Origin of the sequence: Formosa undariae (assembly GCF_042427615.1) — a bacterium.
In the GTDB taxonomy this organism is placed as follows: domain Bacteria; phylum Bacteroidota; class Bacteroidia; order Flavobacteriales; family Flavobacteriaceae; genus Formosa; species Formosa undariae.
In genome coordinates, this window is the sequence record NZ_JBHMEZ010000012.1 from 159,253 (window position 1) to 177,150 (window position 17,898).

Consider the following 17,898-nt stretch of genomic DNA (forward strand, 5'->3'; position numbering starts at 1 on the left):
TAAATCATAGCACCACTCATTTACAAGCTTCCTGCTTACAAAAGATCGCATTAGCCACGATAGTCCTCTTCTTCGAAAAATTCGTCTTTAAAACCTATCAAATAAAGCTTATCCTTAGCACGAGTCACAGCCGTGTACAACCAACGCAAATAATCTCTATTAATTCCATCAGGCAAATAAGGCTGCTCTACAAAAACAGTGCTCCACTGCCCACCTTGTGACTTGTGACACGTAATAGCATAAGAAAATTTAACCTGTAATGCATTGAAATACTTATTAGCTTTTACTTTGGTGAATTTTTTATAATTACTAGTTTCTTCTTCATAGTCTTTCATTACCTCTTGATACAACCTATTTGAATCTTCGTAAGTTAAAGAGGGGGATTCCGCCGAAATAGTATCTAAAAGCAACACTGTTTCTATAGGTTGCATTTGCGGGTAATCGACCATTCTCATCTTAACTTCAGCAAAACGAAAGCCGTATAATTCTTTAATTGAAAAAATTTCTAAGACTTCAACAATATCTCCATTTGCAATAAATCCAGCTTCACTTGTTGGCTTCAACCAGAAATAATTATTCTTAACAATCATTAAATAATCACCTGCAGATAATTCGTTCTCATTAAACAAAATTCGATCTCTAATTTGCTGATTATAGGCATTTGCACGCTTGTTACTTCTAACAATGATTGCAGTCTCTTCGTTTCCTAAATCGCTATAAGAATCGCTAATAGCATCCATGATTTCTTGCCCATCAATCAGTCTAATTATATCTTTATATGGATTAACATCAAACTTAAAACTATCGAAAAATGAACCAGACAATGTCTCTCTAAGTATGGTCGCATTAAATAATATTCCTGAATCTTGTTCTTGTCGAACCACTTCGTCAAGCTCCATACAAACCACTTCCTTATCGTAATTTAATACTAAAGTTTTTTGTTCTAACGCAGGACTAATATCTAATTTAACAGGTGGCAATTGGGCTGTATCTCCAATAAGCAACAATTTACAATTAGTACCGCCATAAACATATTGCATTAAATCGTCTAGTAACGAGCCCTGTTCTGCAAATTTAGATTCTCCGGGCGTATCGGGAATCATAGAGGCTTCATCGACAATAAAAATGGTGTTTTTATGCTTATTAGGCTGTAAAACAAATTTCACGCCTCCACCTTTGTCTTTTTTAGGAAAATATATTTTTTTATGTATTGTAAATGCCTCTTTCTTGGAATAATTCGAAATTACTTTCGCCGCACGACCCGTGGGCGCCATAAGCACGGCACTCTTATTTATTTTCCACAAATTGCTTACAATCGTACTGACAATGGTGGTTTTACCCGTTCCAGCATACCCTTTTAGTAAATAAAGTGATTTTGGATTGGTATTAAAAATAAATTCCGACAATTGAATTAATACAATATTTTGTTTTGTAGTAGGATTAAACGGAAACTGCTGTTTTATAAGGGAATAAAATTGTGATGCATTCATTTATGAGGCTTCAGAAAAAAAATTATTCAAATATAGTAATGATTTTTACTCTTATAGGTTTTAACGAATAAAAAAAAATTGTAGATTTGCGTTAGACCTTATAATAAAATTAATTAACAAAAAACACTATGCTTACAATAATTCTTATTGCTGTTGCTGCTATTCTGCTTACGATTGGTTTAGTTTGGCTAATCGACAAATTTTTACCATCAGGTTTAAAACCTGTTATAATTATTGCACTTTGGGCACTTATAGCCTTCTTAGGTTACCAAACATTTATGTCGGTTTATACGCCTATTCAATTCAATAAAATTAAAAACAAACGTTACTCTTTAGTTATTGAAAAACTTATCGATATTAGAGATGCACAATTAGCACACAAACAAGTGACAGGAAAATTCGCAGGAGAATTTGACCACTTAATTAAATTTATTGATACAGCTAAATATACTATCACACAACGTCGTGACTCAACTATTATAGATGAAGAAATGACAAAAAGATATGGTGGTGTAGAATCATATAAGGATATTATTATTATTGATACATTAGGATTTATCTCTGTGAAAGATTCTTTATTTAAAACGTCTCCTCGTTACAAAACGATGATGAACCTTCCTGCAGGTATTGGACCAGAAGGTGCTACATTTAAATTAGAAGCTGGAACTTTAGAGCAAAACGATGTTAAGATTCCTGTTTTCGAATCTTCTGTTAAGAAAGATGTTATTCTTTACGATCAAGAAAGAGACTTAATAATTCAAGAAAACCAAGTTATCGCGGTAGATGGTGTAAATGGAGATGCTTTAATGGTAGGTTCTATGAACGAAGTTAAGACCAACGGAAACTGGCCAAAAACATATGGTGACGACGAATAGTAGTTCACATAACAATACATATAAAGAATTGTCCATTCAAATTAGTTTGAGTGGACTTTCTTTTTGTATATTAAATTCTAGCACGCATCAAGTTGAAGTTTTAAAGCATCTTTCTTTTAATAAACACGAAACACCTTATCAATTATTAGAGCATGTGCAGTCTTTATTTAATACCGAGGAAAGTTTAAAACAAGCGTTTAATAGCATTCAAATTATTCATAGTAACGAATTATCGACCCTGGTACCTAGCCCTTTATTTAGCGAAGACCATTTAGCCGATTATTTAAAATTTAATTCCAAACTTTTAAAATCAGATTTTATTACGTTTGATACTATAGATTTAAACGACAGCGTAAATGTTTACGTCCCCTATGTAAACGTAAACAATTTTATTTACGATAAATTTGGCGAATTTACATTTAAACACTTCTCTACGGTTTTAATTGAAAGCATCTTGCAGATAGAAAAAAATGCAGATGAACCTAAAATTTATATTCACATAGAATCTCGACATTTTGAAATATTAAGCGTAGATTCTGGAGCATTACAATTTTATAATACATTTGAATATAGTAGTAAAGAAGATTTTATATATTATCTACTTTTCACTTTAGAACAATTAAAATTAAACCCTGAAACTATTCAATTGGTTTTTGTAGGTGATATTTTAAAAAATGACGACTTATACAATATTGCATATAAGTATGTGCGTCATATTTCTTTTGGAAAACATAAACATAATTTTACTTTTAATCATCAACCACAAACTCAACATGCCGAGTTTGTAATCTTAAACAGTTTTTAATGCGAATAATATCTGGATTATATAAAGGAAGAAGAATCACTGCTCCAAAAAAGCTACCCGTTCGTCCTACGACCGATATGGCCAAAGAAGCCTTATTTAATATTTTAAATAACACGTATTATTTTGATGATGTTTCCGTGCTAGATCTATTCGCAGGAATAGGAAGTATTAGTTACGAATTTGCTTCTAGAGGCACAACGCAAATAACTTGTGTAGATCAAGAATTAGGTTGTATTAAATTTATTAATGATACTGCAGAAAGTTTTGAAATGCCAATACAAGCTGTAAAAAGTGATGTTTTTAAATTTTTAGAGCAAACGACTTTAAAATCGACTATAATATTTGCAGATCCTCCTTACTCCTTTCCTGTTGAAGAATTTAGTAAAATTCCGCAATTGGTTTTCGAAAACGATCTATTAGAAACCAATGGTGTTTTAATTGTAGAGCATTCTAAACACACAAAAATATCCCATTTAGAGCATTATAAATATTCTAAAAGTTATGGCGGCAATATGTTTAGTTTTTTTAGTCACCCAGAAACAGACTCTGAAGATTAAAATATAGTCAAATCATTTATCAGATTATAGCTTAATTTTGAAATAAAAATATATTATTTATAAAAATAAATTTAAAATATGTATTTTAGTTAAAGCTAAGCATGTAGTTTAGTGCAGTTTAATTCACAATGATATCAGTAAATATGAAAAAACTTATTTTGTTCGCCTTTGCTTTAGTAGTAATGGTTTCTTGTAATGAACCCGCAAAACAATACACTACAAGTTCTCCTGAAATTGAAACAATTAAAACATTACATGATTATTTTAAGGACAGTAATTATGATGGTCTTAAAGATTTGTATGCCGAAGACGCTCAAATTTTCGAAAACTCTTTAGAACCTACAACTGTATCAGATATGATTCAACAAGGAAAAGAAGGACGTAAAGTTGTAGAAGGATATGATTTCCCTGAAGGTGTAAAGTGTGAAATGATCACTAATGATGCTGGAGAAAAATGGGTAAATAGCTGGGCTGTTTGGACTGGAAATATAAAAGGAAGTGAAACAGAGATAAAAGTGCCTATTATTTCTAGATTCTTATTTAAAGACGGTAAAATCGTAAAAGAATATAGCTATTGGGATAATTTACCAAGCTACAATGCTTTTGAAGAATTAGCTTCAGATAAATTAGACAAATTAGATGAAACATTGGCAGAAGATAAATAATATCTAAACCATTATTTTTCAATAAAACAAAGCCCTTTTTTATAACTAAAAAAGGGCTTGTTTATTTAAGTAAATCTATAAGCCGAATCCTGTACCTTTTCGAAATGAAAAGGCCCTTATCATTTATCTGAGTGTAAAATTACTAATACACTTTAGCTGCCCACCCTCCAATATCGAGCGTGCCGCCCTCAAGCATTGGTATACATGGCATTGCACCACATAGAGTTTACCTGGTTTCACTACAGCATTACCTGTACATACTTTCTGTTGCACTTTTCCTAACCTCTCGGCTGGTGGCCATTAACCACTATGTTGCACTACGGTGTTCGGACTTTCCTCCATTCTATAAATAGAACAGCGATAAGGCGATCTACTAGCCGGCAAAAATACAATAATTACTCACTATAATAACTAAACCTTCATCTATTAAATTTAAAAGTTGTTAATAACTCGCGCTAATTTTCGTGTACAATATGGTAATATATTCCCCGATTTTTTAACTTTGTTGTTCTAAGTATTTCTATGGAACATTTTATAGTATCGGCTCGTAAATATAGACCCCAAACATTTAAGGATGTTGTGGGGCAACAAGCGATTACAAATACGTTACTAAATGCTATAGAAAACAATCATTTGGCGCAAGCTCTTTTGTTTACAGGCCCACGTGGTGTTGGTAAAACAAGTTGTGCTCGTATTCTTGCTAAAATGATTAATAGTAAGGGAATCGATAATCCTGATGAAGATTTTGCTTTTAATGTATTTGAACTTGATGCTGCTTCTAACAATTCTGTAGACGATATTAGAAATTTAACCGATCAGGTTAGAATTCCGCCTCAAATTGGGCAATATAAAGTCTATATTATTGATGAAGTCCACATGTTATCTCAGGCCGCTTTTAATGCGTTTTTAAAGACTTTAGAAGAACCGCCAAAACATTGTATTTTTATATTAGCGACTACCGAAAAACATAAAATTATACCGACTATCTTATCGAGATGTCAGATTTTTGATTTTAAACGTATTACGGTTAAAGACGCTAAAAATTATTTAAAATATATAGCTAAAGAACAAGGAATTACGGCCGATGATGATGCGCTACATATAATAGCTCAGAAAGCTGATGGCGCTATGCGTGATGCCCTTTCCATTTTTGACCGTGTAGTTAGTTTTTCTGGAAAAAATTTAACGAGACAAGCGGTTACAGAAAATTTAAACGTTCTAGATTACGAAACATTTTTTACAAGCACCGATTTTATATTAGATAACAAAATTCCGGATTTACTCTTACAATTCAATACGACATTGTCTAAAGGGTTTGACGGACAACATTATATTGCAGGCTTAGCATCTCATTTTAGAGACTTATTAGTTTGTAAAACACCACAAACCGTAGAACTTCTAGAAGTTGGAGAAGAAACGAAGCAAAAATATTTAGAGCAGGCGAATAAATCGTCTCAAGACTTTTTATTAAAAGGTATTGCACTCGCCAACGATTGCGATCTCAAGTATAAAACCAGTAAAAACCAACGACTCCTCGTCGAACTTTGTATCATGCAGCTTGCCTCTATCACTTTTGATGGAGAAAAAAAAAATAGCAAACGGTTCATAATTCCACCATCCTATTTTAGAGCAAAAGGCATTACCCCTATTCCTGTTAATAAACCAGCAGTTTCAAGTTCTACAGATTCAGAAGTCAAAGCAGAGCAAGTTGCTGTGCCATCAACTCCTGAAACTGCAGTAAAAAAAGAAAGCACTTCAAAATTTTCGGATCCACAAATACCAAAAATTGTTTTATCCAAGGAAAATAAACGAACTTCAGGTCTATCCTTAAAGAGTATTCGTGCTAAAAAAGAGCATGAAATTAGACAAAATGAAGTTGTTTACGATGAAATTAATTTACCTACAGATGATTTCACTGAGGAAGATATGCAAACGGCATGGAAGGATTTTGTAACCGTTCTTGAAGCCGAAGGGAAACATAATCTAGCATCCATTTTATCTATAGATACTCCCAAATTAATAGATAAAACAATCATGAGGGTAGAATACCCAAACCAAACAAATAAGGTTGAAGTAGAACGTAGTCAGTTTCATCTTATGAGTTTTGTGAGGAAGCGTTTAAATAATTTTGATGTAAGTTTAGACATCATAATTAACGAAGAAAAAGAAAAACAATACGCCTATACACCTCGTGAGAAATTTGAAAAAATGTGCGATAAAAACCCCAGTCTAGAACTTTTAAGAAAAGCTTTCGATCTTGATGTTTAAAAAACTAAAATACAATCTACTAGGTGTTTTTATTTTCACAATAATAGCTACGCTTAGCTGCTGCGATGGTAGAGCAAAATTAAACAAAAACCCGAAGCAAATTTTAGCAGATAAAGGTATGTTAACGTCCTTTTCTGAACGCATAAATTATATGCCAGAAAGTCCATCCGAAACAATTACCGACACGATTTTACATACCGGATATAAGGTTTATATTAAAACGTATAGTGACATGAATTCGAATGTTATTAAAGCGGCACTTATAGATAATATAAACATCAAAACATTTTATAGAAATGCTTTGGCTGATGTTTCAGTAAAAAGAAATGACAAAACAATATTCAATCAAACCATTTCAAAAGCCTTTATAACAGAAAATATTGAAACTACACCTGAAGCGCTTCAGTCCTATATTTTAAAAAGTATATGGATAGACGATAATCACATCTCTTCTAAAGAATCTGTAATCTTTAATATTCTGTTCAACAAAGCTGAAGATACCACAAAATACAAATCATTTCTGCTTACAATTTCAAAAGAAGGCGATTATAAAATCACCGAAACGACAACTAAAATCTAAATAGTATGCTAGGCTTAAAATTACCAACAGATCCAAGATGGGTTAATATCGTAGAGAAAAATGTAGAATTCATTTTAACCGATCATGCCTACTGCGAACAAAAAGCAACGAGTACTGCAATTTCATTAATTGTTAGTTTTCCGGAATATACAGATTTGGTTCAGGAAATGGTTGCCTTGGTAAAAGAAGAAATTAGTCATTTTAAAATGGTACACGACAAAATCCTAGAAAACGGTTGGGTTTTAGGTCGTGATAGAAAAGATGAATACGTTTTAAAACTCATTACATTTTTCCCTAAAGGAGGAAGCAGAACAACGCAATTAGTACATCGATTGCTTTACGCTGCATTAATTGAAGCAAGAAGTTGCGAACGATTTAGATTATTATCGGAAGAATTAGAAGATAAAGAACTCGCAGAATTTTACAGAAAACTAATGGTAAGTGAAGCAAATCATTACACTATGTTCTTAGGATTCGCTAGACAATATGGCGACAAGGACGAAGTGAATGAAAAATGGCAAAATCTTTTAGAATTTGAAGCCGAAATAATGGCCGATTTAAGTAAAAGTGAAACCATTCACGGCTAATGCTGTTTATAGAAATTTATTGCGCAGCGAATGCTTTTAGAATTTCAATAACATAGTCTACGTCTTCTTTTGTATTATAATGTGAGAAAGAAAATCGAATTGATGGTTTTTTAAAATTCTCGTCGCTTAGTATTTCTGCTAAAACATGAGATCCTTTTTGGCTCCCACTCTGGCATGCACTACCACGAGAACACGCAATTCCTTTTAAGTCTAATTGAAATAAAAGCAGCTGTGTTTTATTCGCTTCAAAAGGAAAACAAACATTTAACATAGTATACGCACTACGTTCTAAATTTGAAGAATCTCCGTTAAAGGAAGCTTCAGGAAACGTGTTTTTTAGTTCGGTAACAAAATAAGCTTTTAAATCGGTCACAGCATTTCGTTCCATTTCTAGATTTTGATACGCTAACTTAAAAGCCGTTTCCAAGCCCACAATATTATGAACCGACTCTGTCCCCGCTCTTAGTCCGCGTTCTTGTTCTCCTCCATGAATCATAGCATGTAAACCGGAATGTTTTCTTATAAAAGCAAATCCAACTCCTTTTGGTCCATGAAATTTATGTGCACTAGATGCTATAAAGTCGACAGGAATATCTTGTAGATCCAATTCGTAATGTCCGATAGACTGTACGGTATCACTATGAAAAAGTGTATTGGTTGTTTTACAAAGTTCTGCCACACGTTTTAAATCTAATAGACTTCCTATTTCATTATTTACATGCATTAAGCTGACTATCGATTTTTCTTCAGAAGCATTTAAAAGTTGTTGCAAATCAGAATAATTTACAGCCCCATGTTTATCTAAAGCGACGTAATTAACAGAAACATCGAAATTATTAACTAAATAATCAACCGTATGTAACACGGCATGATGCTCTATTTTAGACGTAATAATACGTTTAACTCCCAAATCTTTCACGGCACTTATAAGCACCAAATTATCGGCCTCTGTCCCTCCAGAAGTGAATACAATTTCGGAAGACGAAACTTTTAATTGCTTGGCAATAGTCTTTCTAGCTGTTTCAACTAATGTTTTTGAAGAACGACCGAAACTATGCGAAGAAGATGGATTACCATAATATTCACTCATAACATCAGTCATTTTAGTAATAACATCTTCTCTAATTTTAGTGGTCGCAGCACTATCGAAATACACCTTTTTCATATCACAAAATTACTTCAAATAAAATTACTTTCAATAAGTCTCGTTATATTTGTCAAATCATTATTTTTGACAATAAATAAATTTCTATGCGTAAGTTATCAATCATTATTTGCTTCAGTCTTTTTACTTTTTTATCCTGTGACGATGGCGATATTATTACAGTTGATTTTGAATTTGATTCAACCTACGAAAGTTGTGGCGAATTGGTGTTTTATAATATAAAATCTGATCCTTACGAGTCACTTTCTTTAAAAATTACGACACCAGAACTTACACTAGAAGACCTCTTAGAAATTGATGCAGACAGTACACTAATTACTACAATTGATATTAGTTCTTCAAATCCCTTTAATTACCGTGCTTACGACTCAGATCCCTCAGATTTTTTCTGTAATGATGTCCCACCTTCGGATGTATTAATAACTAACGATTTAGAAAGCACATCTGGCGTGGCTACTATTACAACCGTTTTAATTGAAGATGATAATGATGGTATTCCTGCAGATGTGGAAGATGAAAATTTAGATGGTGACGACGATCCAAGTACAAACCCGACAGATACCGATGGCGATGGTATTCCAGATTATTTAGATGATGATGATGATGGTGATAATATAAAAACCAGCAGTGAATCTCCTAATTATGTGGAGGGCACTGGATTTGTAGATTCTTTAGACACCGATGGCGATGGTACTCCTGATTATTTAGACCCGGATGATGATGGAGATGGCGTATTAACGCGTGATGAAGAAAATAAAAGTCAAGATCAAAACCCTGCCAACGATATTACTTTTAGTAGTATTGGTGCCGATTATTTAAACCCAGAAGTTGCTGAAACCGTTCCTGCTACAGCCTACAGACAGCACACCATAGAGCAATCTTACGAGATTAGTACTATTCTAACCAACATTCAATTACCTGGTGTGAGTCAGGATGTATTTTATTTAGGAACTTTAGATGATTCTGCGACTAGCAATGATCGCTATGTTACCCCAGAATTTCCTTAATTAATCTAAAATTTGCTCAGCATGTGCTTTTGTTTTTACCTTTGAGATAACATCTTCAATGATGCCCTCTTCGTTAATTACAAAAGTTGTTCTATGGATCCCGTCATATTCACGCCCCATAAACTTTTTAGGTCCCCAAATTCCGAAGGCATTAATCACCGTTTTGTCTTCATCGGCTAATAATGGGTATTGAAACTCGTGTTTGTTTTTAAAATTACTCTGACGTTTTTCACTATCGGCACTTACGCCTAAAATTTCATAATTAAGTGATTTAAAACGTTCATAATTATCTCTTAGATTACAAGCTTCTGCCGTGCAACCAGGTGTGCTCGCTTTAGGATAGAAAAAAATTACAAGTTTTTTTCCTTCATAATCGTTTAAAGAAATTATATTGCCATCTTGATCTTTGGCCGAAAAATCTGGAGCCTTGTCTCCTATTTTTAAAGTTGTCATATTTTTTAAATTTATTCAAAAATACAATAATGACTAAACAAGAAAAAGTAGAGTTTGTTATAAATACCTTAAAAGACTTATATCCTGAAATTCCGATCCCCTTAGACCATAAAGATCCCTACACTTTACTTATAGCTGTTTTAATGTCGGCGCAAAGTACAGATGTTCGTGTCAATCAGATTACTCCTATTTTATTTGCAAAGGCAGATAATCCGTATGATATGGTCAAACTAACTGTCGAAGAAATTAGAGATATTATTAGACCCGTTGGTTTATCGCCAATGAAAAGTAAAGGAATTCATGGTTTATCTCAAATTTTAATTGATAAACATAATGGTGAAGTTCCTAAAACGTATGAAGCTTTAGAAGAACTTCCTGCCGTTGGTCATAAAACAGCTGCCGTGGTTTTATCTCAAGCTTTTGGAATTCCTGCCTTTCCTGTCGACACTCATATTCAGCGTTTAATGTATCGATGGAATTTAAGTAATGGTAAAAATGTCGTGCAAACAGAAAAAGATGCAAAACGTTTATTTCCTGAGGAACTATGGAACGATTTACACTTACAAATAATTTGGTATGGCCGCCAATACTCACCTGCTCGTGCTTGGGATTTGGAGAAAGATATTATAACCAAAACCATAGGTAGAAAAACTGAAATTGATAAATATTATAAAACAAAAAAGTCCTGATTAAATCAGGACTTTTTTGTTTTTAGTTTAATACAATTTTAAACTTTTCTTTGTTGCCATCTACAACACGTAATGCTTTAGAGTAATCCAAGAGAAATTTTAAAGTTTCTGTCTTTGGACTTAATTTAATTTGACTTGACGTCTTAGAGTAAAGTTTAGCCATTAATAATATTTTAAGGTTATTATTAAGATAACGGCTATAATATTTATTTATTATGCTAATTTGTTAAAACGATATTATTTTTTTCGATAATTTTTCGCATATTAATTAATGCGTAACGCATACGTCCCAAAGCTGTATTAATGCTAACCCCCGTTTTATCCGATATTTCTTTAAAACTCATATCATTATACATACGCATTAAAATTACTTCTTTCTGATCTTCAGGTAATTCGTCTATCAAGCGTCTTACATCTGTTTCTACTTGATCTTTTATAATTTGCTTTTCAGCATTTAATGTAGAATCGCTTAAAACAGAAAAAATACTAAACGAACCAGAATTATCAAATTTTGGCATACGATTGTTCTTTCTAAAATAATCGATAACAAGGTTATGTGAAATTCTCATAACCCAAGGAATAAACTTTCCCTCTTCGTTATAATTTCCAAGCTTTAGCGTATTTATAACTTTAATAAAAGTGTCCTGAAAAATATCTTCAGCAACATCTCTGTCGTATACTTTAGAATAGATAAATCCGTAGATTTTCTGCTTATGCCTTATAATAAGGGTTTCTAAAGCCTGTTCATTTCCTTTTATATAATTGCTTACTAATACAGCGTCCGTGATAAGTTCTTTTTGCATAACAATACTTTTAAAGTCAAGAAAATAGTAAATTTCCTAGTTGGGGTTAAAATGTTTTAAAAGTAATTGTGCAGTATAGGCTGTATATTTATGTGGATTGTTAAGATTCAAATATATAAATATTCCTAAACAAATCATAAATTATTATTTATATTTTTTTTAACATCTTAATGGACAACAATCTACTTTCCTAGCTGAAATACTTATGTTATCTTTGAAAACTATACGTAAACGAAGCTATGAGTATCAACCTTTCTGAAGTAAATCCTAAAGAAAACATCATAATCAAAGGTGCAAGATTGCATAACCTTAAAAATATTGATGTTGTCATTCCTAGAAACAAACTTGTCGTTATTACGGGACTTTCGGGTTCAGGAAAATCAAGTTTAGCTTTCGACACACTTTATGCTGAAGGTCAGCGTCGTTACGTGGAAAGTTTATCGAGTTATGCGCGTCAGTTTTTAGGCAGACTTAATAAACCAAAAGTTGACTATATAAAAGGTATAGCTCCTGCCATTGCAATCGAGCAAAAAGTAAATTCTACGAACCCAAGATCAACTGTGGGTACAACGACTGAAATTTACGATTATCTTAAATTACTATTTGCTAGAATTGGTCGCACCTACTCGCCTGTTTCAGGTCATGAAGTAAAAAAAGACACAGTTACAGATGTTGTTTCATATTTAAAAACGTTTAACGACGGTGATAAATTATTGCTCTTAGCTCCTTTTATTCTTGAAGAAGGACGAGAATTAAAAGATAAACTCAACGCTTTAAAACAACAGGGTTATGCTAGAATTAAAATAGATAACAACGTAATTAGAATTGAAGAAGCGCCAGATACTACTAAAGTTGAATCGATTGAATTGGTTGTAGACCGAATCATTTATAGAGACGACGAAGATTTTTTTAACCGTTTGGCCGATGCCATTCAGACTGCATTTTACGAGGGAAAAGGAACCTGTTCTATCCAAGCTTTAAGCGACAATAGCAGGCGTACATTTAGTAATAATTTTGAATTAGACGATATTACGTTTCTAGAACCTAATGTACATTTATTCAGTTTTAATAATCCATACGGCGCTTGCCCAACCTGCGAAGGTTATGGCGATATTGTTGGTATAGACGACGATTTAGTCATTCCAAACACAGCGCTTTCAGTTTACGAAAATGCTATTTTTCCTTGGAGAGGAGAAACCATGAGTTGGTTTAGAGACCAATTGGTAAACAATTCTCATAAATTTGACTTCCCAATTCATAAACCGTATTTCGAACTTACCGATGCCCAGAAACAACTTATTTGGGATGGAAATCAGTATTTTGAAGGCTTATCAAGTTTCTTTGCAGAGCTTGAATCTAAAGCTTATAAAATTCAGAATCGTGTCATGCTTTCACGCTACCGTGGAAAAACAAAATGTAAAACCTGCCAAGGAAAGCGATTACGTATTGAAGCCAATTACGTTAAAATTGAAGGTAAAACCATTACCGATTTAGTAGAATTACCATTCGATAAATTAGCCATCTTTTTCAACGGTTTAGAACTGAATGAAAATGACGCTAAAATTTCGAATCGTTTATTAAAGGAAATCAACAGTAGAATAGAATTCTTATCTAACGTTGGATTGAATTACCTAACATTAAACAGACGCTCAAACACGTTATCTGGTGGTGAAAGTCAGCGTATAAATTTAGCTACCTCTTTAGGAAGTAGTTTGGTGGGATCCATGTATATATTGGACGAACCTAGTATTGGATTACACCCTAAAGATACCGAACGTTTAATTGGCGTACTTAAAGCATTACGTGATTTAGGAAACACGGTTATAGTAGTAGAACACGACGAAGATATCATGCAAGCTTCCGACGAAATTATCGATATTGGCCCTGAAGCTGGAACCTTTGGGGGTGAAGTTGTTGCGACCGGAACTTACGAAGATATACTTAAATCAGACTCTTTAACGGCCAAGTATTTAAATGGCGAGATGGAGATTAAAGTACCTGAAAAACGTATTTCTTCAAAATATTATATTGAGATTCTTGGTGCTCGCGAGCATAATTTAAAGAATGTAAATGTAACGTTTCCGCTAAATATGTTGACTGTAGTTACGGGTGTTTCAGGAAGTGGAAAAAGTACATTGGTCAAAAAGATTTTATACCCTGCAATTCAAAAGGAGCTGACAGGATTTGGAGATAAACCTGGACAATTTTCAGAATTAAAAGGGAATTATAGTACGATTAAAAACATCGAATTTATCGATCAAAACCCTATTGGACGTTCTTCGCGTTCTAATCCCGTTACCTATGTTAAGGCTTACGACGATATTCGAAATTTATATGCCAATCAGAAATTAAGTAAAATCCGTGATTATAAAGCCAAACATTTCTCTTTTAATGTCGATGGCGGACGCTGCGAAACCTGTAAAGGTGAAGGTGAAGTTACTATAGAAATGCAGTTTATGGCCGACGTGCATTTACAATGTGAAACTTGCCATGGAAAACGTTTCAAAAAAGAAGTTCTAGAAGTTACGTTTGAAGACAAATCTATAGACGATATTTTAAATATGACTATCGATGATGCTATTTCATTTTTCGAGTTACATAAAGTCACCAAAATAAAAAACAAATTGCAACCCCTTCAAGATGTTGGATTAGGGTATGTTACTTTAGGACAGAGCTCTTCGACCCTTTCTGGTGGTGAAGCGCAACGTATTAAATTGGCAACGTTTTTAGGAAAAGGAAATACTAAAGAAAAAACACTCTTTATCTTTGATGAGCCCACTACTGGACTTCATTTTCATGATATTCAGAAGTTATTAAAATCCTTTAGAGCCTTAATAGAAAAAGGACATTCTATTATTGTTGTAGAACATAATTTAGAATTAATAAAATGCGCGGATCACATTATCGATCTAGGTCCTGGTGGAGGTGAATATGGCGGTGAAATCGTTGCTTTTGGTACACCCGAAGAATTGGTTAAAAATAAGAACAGTGTAACTGCAAAATACTTAAAAGATAAAATTTAAAACTAGTATTTAATAGAATAGAAACGCTGCTGTCCCTATAATAGCTATGGCTACAGGTACAATTAAAGCCATAAATACGACAGAAATTAATGTCGCTTTTACAAAACTCGTTCTTTTTCTGGATTTATAAAATTTGCGTATTGCAAAATATAAGTACACAAAACTTAATACTAATAAAAGTAGGTGAAATATGGGAGGTAATTCAACCATAAGATGAATGACTGTAAAAAAGCTAAACATTATAAATAGAAAAGCAAAATAGTACAAACTAAACACCAAGTGTTGTGCAAAACCCTTTTTTTTGTAATGCATCAGATATAAAAAGAAAGCAAATATAGGAAGTAACACAAATAATGAAATCGGAACATAATTATAAAAGGTGTCAATAATTGGGGAGCTACTTCTTTGTTTATAAAACTTAAAAACTTGCGAATAAAGCTTTTTCTCGAACGTACTCGCATTTGAATCGATTCCCAAACCTTCTAAAACTTGATCTCCAGAGGCTCCTACTTGTATTAAAGAATCTAAGGTAACGCGATTAAATTTTGTTTTTTTACCATTATTTATTTGCAATTCAAGATTATCTATTCCTTCCTTTCTTTCCTTATTTTCCTGCAAAAATTCACTTACTTTAAGGGAATCTATTGTTTTAAAACTTTGAAGAACTTCATTATCTATTCTTTTTTCTTGTTTACTGACTTGAAAAGAAAACAAAAAGAAAAATACGACACTGGCAAACAAGTAAAACTGAGCTGGATTTAAATATTTTAAGCGTTTTCCTTCAACAAATTGTAATGGCAAAAATCCAGGCTTAAAGAGTAAAGGAAGAAAACTCTTAAAAAAACGAGCATCTACAGAAAAATAGTTGTTAATGGTGTTTTTAAAAACATCTTTAACCGTTAATTCTTCATGATAATTTTGACCACAATTGGGACAAAATTTAAAATTTTTATCAAAACTAAAATCGCAGTTTTTACAGGTTTTGCTCATAAACAATATTAAAAAATCTAAAAAGTGAAGATAAGTAACTTTTTAAAACATCTTAGAATTAATTACCTTAGTCCCTTATAAGAAATAACTATGAAATATAGCATTGTTAAAGAAGACATCGTTTACAAAGATTTTTTTACTGTAAAAAAAGCAACAATTACTCACGACTCCTTTAAAGGAGATGAGCAAATTGAAGTTGTTAGAGAATGTTTAGACCGTGGTAGTGCTATTGCTATTGTTTTAGTCGAAAAAGATACCGATTCCATCTTACTAATTAATCAATTTAGATACCCTACCATTATGCATCGGAATTTTGATGGGTGGCTTTTAGAAATTGTTGCGGGCTGTATGGAGATTGGTGAAGATCCAATGGAATGTGCAAGACGTGAGGTTGAAGAAGAAATTGGATACAACGTTAAAGAGATGGAATTTATTGGTGATTATTTTGCTTCACCAGGGGGTACTTCAGAAAAAGTAAATGCATATTATGCAGAAGTTAATTCGACAGATAAAATTTTTAAAGGAGGCGGTTTAGATTCCGAACAAGAGGATATTCAGCTAATAAAACTCCCTATTTCAGAAATAAAAGGCAAACTTAACAACCATACTTTTAAAGATGCGAAAACCATTATTGCTTTACAATGGTTACTTTTAAATAAATAATATCATCTAGTAAATACATGTTTTGTTGTTAAAAACCAGTGAAGTGTGTGATTTTTATACATTATTATTACCAAAATTAACATTTTACTGATTTTAATTCAAAAGCTATCTCAATCTTGGCACGTTGTTTGCTTTTCTTACAGTACGAACCAAAAATTGATAACTATGAAATCATTTTTTACTTTACTTAGTTTAGTCCTTTTTGCTGTTCCTACGGTACAAGCAAATACATATACGAATGCTGAAACAAAGATTGCTAATTACAACACTCCAAAAACATTTATTTTTAATGAAGGTGGTGTTGAGTTCTCAATCTTCCAAGATGGTCAATTCGACTTTTATATGCAAGGTGTTAACGACAATGTGAATTTTGCATTTAATTCTGCTGATATTCAATTTAGTTTTAACACAGGTTATAATTACAATCCGTATGTGCAGTACGATCAATATGGAGCAATAATTCAAATACAAAGTGTTCCTATTTATTATGACAATTTTGGACGAATTGCCAGAGCAGGAAATGTGGATATAAATTACAACAACTATGGGTTAGTCTCGCATATTGGTAATATGAATATTTACTATAACAATTATGTATATACTCATTATTCGGGCTATATAAATCCTCGAAATATGGGTTATGTATATAAACCTTGGCATAGTTATTATCGCGTACCTGCACCAAGCTATTGTGTAGTTTATAATACGCCATACAGACAAAACTACCGTCCTGTAAGACGTACTTATTCGAAACCTTACCAAAATAATACAAGGCCTGCGACAAACAGATACTCTAACAACAATTATAATAGTACAAGATCAAATAGTAGATCAAGAACAGATACAAGACCAAACACAGTATCGGTAAATTCTAGAACAAGTAAATCGACTAGAGGGAATACTGTGAATAGTAATTCGAGATCCAATAATTCTACTAGAGCGACTACATCAAATTCAAATAATAGAGTTTCAGATAATTCGTCAAGATCTACAAGTACGCGTACACAAGAGGCTAATAAAACTCAAGTTGTAAAAAATCAACCTCGTGCAACTCAAAATTCACGAAGTACAAATTCTAATTCGTCACGTACGGCGAAATCAAAGACATCAAACACACGTAACACGAGTACAGAAAGAACATCATCTGATAGTAACTCGAGAACTATAAGTGCAAATTCTAGTTCTAGAACATCTAATACGTCTAAACAAAGAAGTTAATTTTATAACATAGAATTATTACTAAGATCTTGTAAGATTGTTTTCAAAAAACGTCTTACA

The 17,898-nt window shown here is 32.7% G+C and carries 18 protein-coding genes and 1 other RNA gene; 12 read left to right on the forward strand and 7 right to left on the reverse strand.

The annotated features are described in order from the left end of the window. Positions 1–50 precede the first annotated feature (50 nt). A complete protein-coding gene (locus ACFFVB_RS11720) occupies positions 51–1,490 on the reverse strand; it encodes an ATP-dependent DNA helicase (RefSeq protein ID WP_382383003.1) in 1,440 nt (479 codons plus the stop codon). A gap of 128 nt (positions 1,491–1,618) precedes the next feature. On the opposite strand from ACFFVB_RS11720, the gene ACFFVB_RS11725 reads away from it, so the two are divergent. The 4 genes from ACFFVB_RS11725 to ACFFVB_RS11740 all read left to right on the forward strand — a co-directional run bounded on the left by ACFFVB_RS11725 (position 1,619) and on the right by ACFFVB_RS11740 (position 4,392). Further along, complete coding sequence (locus tag ACFFVB_RS11725; RefSeq protein ID WP_382383004.1) at positions 1,619–2,365, forward strand: hypothetical protein; 747 nt, start codon at positions 1,619–1,621, stop codon at positions 2,363–2,365. Then, positions 2,349–3,170, forward strand: coding sequence for a DUF3822 family protein (locus tag ACFFVB_RS11730; protein WP_382383006.1), 822 nt, complete (start codon positions 2,349–2,351; stop codon positions 3,168–3,170). Before ACFFVB_RS11725 ends, ACFFVB_RS11730 begins: the two co-directional genes overlap by 17 nt. Beyond that, positions 3,170–3,727: an RsmD family RNA methyltransferase gene (locus ACFFVB_RS11735; RefSeq protein WP_382383007.1), complete on the forward strand. Its 558-nt coding sequence runs from the start codon at positions 3,170–3,172 to the stop codon at positions 3,725–3,727. Before ACFFVB_RS11730 ends, ACFFVB_RS11735 begins: the two co-directional genes overlap by 1 nt. A 143-nt stretch (positions 3,728–3,870) precedes the next feature. Then, positions 3,871–4,392, forward strand: a complete 522-nt coding sequence (locus ACFFVB_RS11740) for a nuclear transport factor 2 family protein (protein ID WP_382383008.1) — start codon at positions 3,871–3,873, stop codon at positions 4,390–4,392. A 62-nt stretch (positions 4,393–4,454) separates the two neighbouring features. Here ACFFVB_RS11740 and rnpB read toward each other — a convergent pair. Then, positions 4,455–4,769, reverse strand: an RNA gene (rnpB, locus tag ACFFVB_RS11745) — RNase P RNA component class A. A gap of 145 nt (positions 4,770–4,914) precedes the next feature. Here rnpB and ACFFVB_RS11750 point away from each other — a divergent pair. The 3 genes from ACFFVB_RS11750 to ACFFVB_RS11760 are packed head-to-tail and all read left to right on the forward strand — an operon-like array spanning position 4,915 to position 7,827. Next, the gene (locus tag ACFFVB_RS11750; RefSeq protein ID WP_382383009.1) at positions 4,915–6,660 is read left to right on the forward strand and encodes a DNA polymerase III subunit gamma/tau; all 1,746 of its coding nucleotides are present in this window, start codon (positions 4,915–4,917) and stop codon (positions 6,658–6,660) included. After that, the gene (locus ACFFVB_RS11755) at positions 6,653–7,240 is read left to right on the forward strand and encodes a hypothetical protein (protein ID WP_382383010.1); all 588 of its coding nucleotides are present in this window, start codon (positions 6,653–6,655) and stop codon (positions 7,238–7,240) included. The genes ACFFVB_RS11750 and ACFFVB_RS11755 overlap by 8 nt, the downstream gene beginning before the upstream one ends. A gap of 5 nt (positions 7,241–7,245) precedes the next feature. Then, positions 7,246–7,827, forward strand: coding sequence for a MiaE family protein (locus ACFFVB_RS11760; protein ID WP_382383011.1), 582 nt, complete (start codon positions 7,246–7,248; stop codon positions 7,825–7,827). Positions 7,828–7,843: 16 nt separating this feature from the next. Here the strand turns inward: ACFFVB_RS11760 and ACFFVB_RS11765 are convergent, their stop codons facing one another. Then, the gene (locus ACFFVB_RS11765) at positions 7,844–8,992 is read right to left on the reverse strand and encodes a cysteine desulfurase family protein (protein WP_382383012.1); all 1,149 of its coding nucleotides are present in this window, start codon (positions 8,990–8,992) and stop codon (positions 7,844–7,846) included. A gap of 86 nt (positions 8,993–9,078) precedes the next feature. Between ACFFVB_RS11765 and ACFFVB_RS11770 the strand changes: the two genes are divergently transcribed. Beyond that, positions 9,079–9,999, forward strand: coding sequence for a hypothetical protein (locus ACFFVB_RS11770; RefSeq protein WP_382383013.1), 921 nt, complete (start codon positions 9,079–9,081; stop codon positions 9,997–9,999). Here the strand turns inward: ACFFVB_RS11770 and bcp are convergent, their stop codons facing one another. Beyond that, positions 10,000–10,452 (reverse strand): thioredoxin-dependent thiol peroxidase, encoded by a 453-nt coding sequence (gene bcp / locus ACFFVB_RS11775; protein ID WP_382383014.1) that lies wholly within the window; start codon positions 10,450–10,452, stop codon positions 10,000–10,002. Between the two features lie 29 nt (positions 10,453–10,481). Here bcp and ACFFVB_RS11780 point away from each other — a divergent pair, with 29 nt between their 5' ends. Beyond that, positions 10,482–11,141 (forward strand): endonuclease III domain-containing protein, encoded by a 660-nt coding sequence (locus tag ACFFVB_RS11780; RefSeq protein ID WP_382383015.1) that lies wholly within the window; start codon positions 10,482–10,484, stop codon positions 11,139–11,141. 22 nt (positions 11,142–11,163) lie between these two features. Here ACFFVB_RS11780 and ACFFVB_RS11785 read toward each other — a convergent pair whose 3' ends face one another. Both ACFFVB_RS11785 and ACFFVB_RS11790 read right to left on the reverse strand, forming a co-directional pair. Then, positions 11,164–11,304 carry a hypothetical protein gene (locus tag ACFFVB_RS11785; RefSeq protein WP_382383016.1) on the reverse strand — a complete coding sequence of 47 codons (141 nt, stop codon included), beginning with the start codon at positions 11,302–11,304 and terminating at the stop codon, positions 11,164–11,166. Between the two features lie 55 nt (positions 11,305–11,359). After that, positions 11,360–11,944, reverse strand: coding sequence for an RNA polymerase sigma factor (locus tag ACFFVB_RS11790; protein WP_382383018.1), 585 nt, complete (start codon positions 11,942–11,944; stop codon positions 11,360–11,362). Between the two features lie 239 nt (positions 11,945–12,183). Between ACFFVB_RS11790 and uvrA the strand changes: the two genes are divergently transcribed. Then, positions 12,184–14,967, forward strand: a complete 2,784-nt coding sequence (gene uvrA / locus ACFFVB_RS11795) for an excinuclease ABC subunit UvrA (protein ID WP_382383019.1) — start codon at positions 12,184–12,186, stop codon at positions 14,965–14,967. 9 nt (positions 14,968–14,976) lie between these two features. Here the strand turns inward: uvrA and ACFFVB_RS11800 are convergent, their stop codons facing one another. Then, positions 14,977–15,957, reverse strand: a complete 981-nt coding sequence (locus ACFFVB_RS11800; RefSeq protein ID WP_382383021.1) for a DUF3667 domain-containing protein — start codon at positions 15,955–15,957, stop codon at positions 14,977–14,979. Between the two features lie 90 nt (positions 15,958–16,047). Between ACFFVB_RS11800 and ACFFVB_RS11805 the strand changes: the two genes are divergently transcribed. Both ACFFVB_RS11805 and ACFFVB_RS11810 read left to right on the forward strand, forming a co-directional pair. Then, positions 16,048–16,620 carry an NUDIX domain-containing protein gene (locus ACFFVB_RS11805; protein ID WP_382383022.1) on the forward strand — a complete coding sequence of 191 codons (573 nt, stop codon included), beginning with the start codon at positions 16,048–16,050 and terminating at the stop codon, positions 16,618–16,620. Positions 16,621–16,785: 165 nt separating this feature from the next. Then, positions 16,786–17,838 carry a hypothetical protein gene (locus ACFFVB_RS11810; RefSeq protein ID WP_382383024.1) on the forward strand — a complete coding sequence of 351 codons (1,053 nt, stop codon included), beginning with the start codon at positions 16,786–16,788 and terminating at the stop codon, positions 17,836–17,838. Positions 17,839–17,898: the final 60 nt, after the last annotated feature.

Coding starts and splice junctions, on each gene's coding strand:
- ACFFVB_RS11760 (WP_382383011.1), top strand. CDS start 7,246: ATGCTAGGCTTAAAATTACCAACAGATCCAAGATGGGTTAATATCGTA.
- ACFFVB_RS11800 (WP_382383021.1), bottom strand. CDS start 15,957: ATGAGCAAAACCTGTAAAAACTGCGATTTTAGTTTTGATAAAAATTTT.
- ACFFVB_RS11790 (WP_382383018.1), bottom strand. CDS start 11,944: ATGCAAAAAGAACTTATCACGGACGCTGTATTAGTAAGCAATTATATA.
- ACFFVB_RS11785 (WP_382383016.1), bottom strand. CDS start 11,304: ATGGCTAAACTTTACTCTAAGACGTCAAGTCAAATTAAATTAAGTCCA.
- ACFFVB_RS11740 (WP_382383008.1), top strand. CDS start 3,871: ATGAAAAAACTTATTTTGTTCGCCTTTGCTTTAGTAGTAATGGTTTCT.
- bcp (WP_382383014.1), bottom strand. CDS start 10,452: ATGACAACTTTAAAAATAGGAGACAAGGCTCCAGATTTTTCGGCCAAA.
- ACFFVB_RS11735 (WP_382383007.1), top strand. CDS start 3,170: ATGCGAATAATATCTGGATTATATAAAGGAAGAAGAATCACTGCTCCA.
- ACFFVB_RS11780 (WP_382383015.1), top strand. CDS start 10,482: ATGACTAAACAAGAAAAAGTAGAGTTTGTTATAAATACCTTAAAAGAC.
- ACFFVB_RS11765 (WP_382383012.1), bottom strand. CDS start 8,992: ATGAAAAAGGTGTATTTCGATAGTGCTGCGACCACTAAAATTAGAGAA.
- ACFFVB_RS11725 (WP_382383004.1), top strand. CDS start 1,619: ATGCTTACAATAATTCTTATTGCTGTTGCTGCTATTCTGCTTACGATT.
- ACFFVB_RS11805 (WP_382383022.1), top strand. CDS start 16,048: ATGAAATATAGCATTGTTAAAGAAGACATCGTTTACAAAGATTTTTTT.
- uvrA (WP_382383019.1), top strand. CDS start 12,184: ATGAGTATCAACCTTTCTGAAGTAAATCCTAAAGAAAACATCATAATC.
- ACFFVB_RS11750 (WP_382383009.1), top strand. CDS start 4,915: ATGGAACATTTTATAGTATCGGCTCGTAAATATAGACCCCAAACATTT.
- ACFFVB_RS11720 (WP_382383003.1), bottom strand. CDS start 1,490: ATGAATGCATCACAATTTTATTCCCTTATAAAACAGCAGTTTCCGTTT.
- ACFFVB_RS11810 (WP_382383024.1), top strand. CDS start 16,786: ATGAAATCATTTTTTACTTTACTTAGTTTAGTCCTTTTTGCTGTTCCT.
- ACFFVB_RS11730 (WP_382383006.1), top strand. CDS start 2,349: ATGGTGACGACGAATAGTAGTTCACATAACAATACATATAAAGAATTG.
- ACFFVB_RS11755 (WP_382383010.1), top strand. CDS start 6,653: ATGTTTAAAAAACTAAAATACAATCTACTAGGTGTTTTTATTTTCACA.
- ACFFVB_RS11770 (WP_382383013.1), top strand. CDS start 9,079: ATGCGTAAGTTATCAATCATTATTTGCTTCAGTCTTTTTACTTTTTTA.